Source organism: Paenibacillus sp. JT31N11, from assembly GCF_056269285.1.
Genome location: NZ_JBWDNQ010000050.1, coordinates 1 through 3,834 on the forward strand (window position 1 = coordinate 1; position 3,834 = coordinate 3,834).

The window sequence follows — 3,834 nt, forward strand, 5'->3', positions numbered from 1 at the left end:
CCAGTTGGTACGCATCTGCAACATCCGTTTTCACTTTGCGTAAATGGGTCTTTTTTGCTTGGTATGAAATTAACGGATTGATGACAATGTACAGGTACTGATGCTCATCCAGGAACTGAACGACTGGGCTGTGATAATGACCTGTTGCTTCTAGCACCACGGCTGGACGCTGTCCCGTAAAGGATTCCAGGTCTTTAGCATAGCGGAGGAAGGACGCTAATCCCTCCAGATTGTGCTCAAATCGGAAGGTCTTTCCGTGGGGTGTTCCTCGATCTGAAAAAGCTTGTGCGTGACTTTCTCCTTTCGATACATCCAATCCAATGACAGGGTTCATTAAACCACTCCTCATATGATAGTAGCCGGCACCCCCTAACCTTTTTGTCGTCCACATTATCGCATGTGATTCGGGATCATCGTCCCAACCAGCCTAATCATGGTTTAACAAGTAGGGGGGATGAACTGTATAGCTCTCGGGATCCCAGTCCCACGGGCACGAACGTTCAATCCCCGGCTATCGCTATCTTACGACCACACAAAAATGAGGTCCACCAGAAAGATCTGGTGACCTCATAATACGAACGGGTACGATAGTTGAAAGAAGCAGAGCGCTCCGGCACTCTGCTTTTTCATAGCACTTCGAATTCATGAGCTGCTAAAAAATGCAGAATAGGGCCTTAGTGTCTCAGACCTTGTTGATTTGTTAATTACAAATCATGATAATAGGTTCAACAGCGAGAATCGATGCGGAAACCATCAAAACTTATGACGTTATCATTAAATCCGCTTTAAGATAACGGATACAATAACAAAACAGGCTGGAGGTTTAAAGATGCAACCCTTTCGCATTGTCTTTCATGCTTCGCCAGAGACTGACCTACGGTATATTGACCCCAATAGAAATGGAGAGGGCAAAGTATTTGCTGCACGGGATCAATTAATGGCATCTGCTTTCTTAGGGCGGGCAGGGAGAGGTCTTGTAATGAATCAATACAGGCGGCAGCATGACGGTATTTCTGTATTCGAAGAGAGATGCAGTGGAGGGTTCGAGTATCGTTATCGGCATGTACCAGGGGCAATCTACACTCTTCATTCACAAAATTTTCGTGAAGGCAGCTGTAAAGAAGAACTTGTTTCCCGAGAAATCGAGCTCCCCATCGCTGAGCCAATGATTATTAAAGATATTCGGGAGTACTTATTGCTACTCGAGAGAACTGGGAACATCGTTATTAGGAGATGGTCAGGGCCAAACGACGATCAATCCGTCCTAAATCATTGGTTGGGTGTCATCCAGAATCCACAAATAAATCGAGCCTTCGCTGAAGGCGAAGCACGTGCATTTATCGAACACCTAAAGCCGCATCTTTGTGTAGAATTCGAACGTAGGTTGAGTAATCCGCGAAGAAATGGATTCATTTATTAATCGGTAAGCCAGTATGCGTGGAGGTATTTGAAAGGCTCAAAAGAATATATTATTTCACTTATTTTATTAGCAGTCGGCCTTATATATATTTGTATTTTTATATTCTAAAGTTGTTTGGTTTTTTACCATTTGTTAAGATGCGTACTTTAATAAACGTTGATTGAGCTAACGGAGAACGATAGTTGAATGGAGACGCAACGGCTGCTGGCTACAGATCGGCGGCCGTTTTTCATTGAAGTAACGGGCAGAATACAAAAGAATTATTCGGGAAAAATACCATTAAAAATCTGTGAAGTCAAATTGTAACGAAGGAGTTTTTATGAGCCAAGGAAAGGTGAAATTATGTCAAGAATGAAACGAAGATTTGTTCAATTAATAATAATTGTGACAGCAGGAATTGCGACAGTCTCCTCAGCTTCAGCAAACACAGAGCTTCCCGTTCAGACTGAGCTAAGTCAATCTTTTTTAAACCAAAGTGATATGGTTTTAAGGACGCCGACAACGAAACCGAATAAATCAGAAGAAGAGGCAATTAAAGAAGCTTCGAATTATTGCAATGTGATCGCACAAACAGCAACGAGTATTCATGTCGAATATCAATTAATGACTTCCGTTACCGAAGGTTTTTCAGAATCTGCCAAGGCAAAGAATGCTCAATTGAAGCGAGATGGACATTTAAACAATACGCCTGTTTACATTGTAACCTTTAAGGGGGTAAACTTTAGGGGGCAAGCGGAGGAGCACATGGTGTAAAAACAAAGCCTGTAATATTCCATGAAAACAATGTAGTAGTCGATGCGAACTCAGGAGAAATTTTGTTTTCGTTTAGTTACAAATAATTTGTTAAACTAAAGGATACAGGTGCGTAGCGGTGGAACTAATCCATCGCTTATTTGGGTTACTGCGGCTGCCGCTCAACGGGCAGAATAATGCAACTATACTCATATTTGCATCGTTTAGTTATTAGATGTATTTTCTTGGAAAGGGAGGAATGAGATGAAGAAATTTCACTTTTTTTCAGTTATTTTTATCCTGATTGTGTTAGTAGGATGTTCTTACTCAAAAAAAGATTCAGATCAAAAGTTAGAACAAATAGCTGAGAACGATATTACTTCCATCATTCTTGCGGTAGATCAGAATCCAATAAGTACAACGAATACCAAGTCGATTAAACGTTTTATTACAGCAGTTAAATCAGCCGAATATTCAATGGCACAATTGGATATCTCATCACCTGAATACGAATCCACTGTTACATTGAAAGATGGTACAAAAATCAAATTCTCTTTCTGGGTGAATGAAGACAACTCTGGATTATTTATTGTACCAGGACAGAATGGACATTACCGTCTTTCGAAAGCTGCAATGAATGATTTATTAGATCTGTTTAATACTGGTTATTGATCTAACGGGGAACGATAGTTCAATTAAGACACGAAAGCAGCTGATCGTAAATGATCGGCTGCCTTCGCTCGGCTAACGCGCAGGATAATTTAAACCTTGACGCATATACAAGGTTGTGATTATTATTACCATAATGTTGGTGATATGGAGAGAATCGAATGTTTAATTTGAGTTTGATACAATCACATCATGAGAAGCGTTAACACATTCCTGAAAAAATAGGGGATGGGTTAACGCCCTTCGCGCTTCCCATCCTGCAATATACAACGCGCAGGACCAAGGGTCTAGCGCGTTTTTTTGTTTCAGCAAAAAAAAGAAAATGGAGGATTCAGAAATGGCAATCATGACAGATGCAAAAGGGAATATTTTCTTAGAATTCTTTGAAATCGAAGAGGATCAACTCAATACCACCGCACACGATGCCCCACTAACGCATGCATTAATTGTAGTGGAATACCAAGGGAAGTACCTATTCATGCATAATAAATGGAGAAACAGTTGGGAGTTGCCTGGAGGTATTATTGAAGATGGAGAAACTGCTAAGCAATGTGTAATTAGGGAATTATTTGAGGAAACCAATCAAAAAATCGATGAAGTTTACTTCAAAGGTTTAATGAAATTTAGACTCCAACCGAGTTACCATGGCCCTGAAAGGATAGAGTATGGAGCTTTGTTTTCAGGTCAACTAAGTCAACTTGATGATTTTGTTGAGAATGATGAAGCTAGGTGTATTATTTTATGGGATGGCATATCGGATATTGGAAAGATTAGCGAGATAGACGAGAAACTGATTGAGTTCGCCTAACTTATCATTGTGCTAACGGGTACGATAGCGCAACAAAAAGGTCATTAAAGTAACGGGTACGATAGTGCAAAGTCCAGGAACAGATCGCCGCGGCTGGCAACTGTTCCTTTTTCATTGAAGCAACGGGCAGTTTAACGCAAAGCATTAATAATTCATAAAGGGTTTGGCTGCCACGGGATCGAGCGGCGGCCTCAGAGACGAATTT

The 3,834-nt window shown here is 40.8% G+C and carries 6 protein-coding genes; 4 read left to right on the forward strand and 2 right to left on the reverse strand.

Annotated features, from left to right (window positions below; translation table 11 throughout):
• Nucleotides 1-334, reverse strand: a 334-nt coding sequence (locus tag AC0YNV_RS40460) for an IS110 family transposase (protein ID WP_475773095.1), incomplete at its 3' end; no start/stop codon positions are given.
• A gap of 495 nt (nucleotides 335-829) precedes the next feature.
• On the opposite strand from AC0YNV_RS40460, the gene AC0YNV_RS40465 reads away from it, so the two are divergent.
• The 4 genes from AC0YNV_RS40465 (at nucleotide 830) to AC0YNV_RS40480 (ending at nucleotide 3,629) form a co-directional block, all read left to right on the forward strand.
• Nucleotides 830-1,420, forward strand: a complete 591-nt coding sequence (locus AC0YNV_RS40465; protein WP_475773096.1) for a hypothetical protein — start codon at nucleotides 830-832, stop codon at nucleotides 1,418-1,420.
• A 342-nt stretch (nucleotides 1,421-1,762) separates the two neighbouring features.
• Nucleotides 1,763-2,173: a hypothetical protein gene (locus tag AC0YNV_RS40470; protein ID WP_475773097.1), complete on the forward strand. Its 411-nt coding sequence runs from the start codon at nucleotides 1,763-1,765 to the stop codon at nucleotides 2,171-2,173.
• 243 nt (nucleotides 2,174-2,416) lie between these two features.
• The gene (locus AC0YNV_RS40475) at nucleotides 2,417-2,824 is read left to right on the forward strand and encodes a YhfM domain-containing protein (protein WP_475773098.1); all 408 of its coding nucleotides are present in this window, start codon (nucleotides 2,417-2,419) and stop codon (nucleotides 2,822-2,824) included.
• Nucleotides 2,825-3,158: 334 nt separating this feature from the next.
• Complete coding sequence (locus tag AC0YNV_RS40480; protein WP_475773099.1) at nucleotides 3,159-3,629, forward strand: NUDIX domain-containing protein; 471 nt, start codon at nucleotides 3,159-3,161, stop codon at nucleotides 3,627-3,629.
• A 4-nt stretch (nucleotides 3,630-3,633) separates the two neighbouring features.
• Here AC0YNV_RS40480 and AC0YNV_RS40485 read toward each other — a convergent pair.
• On the reverse strand, nucleotides 3,634-3,834 hold a 201-nt coding region (locus tag AC0YNV_RS40485), incomplete at its 5' end, for a hypothetical protein (RefSeq protein ID WP_475773100.1).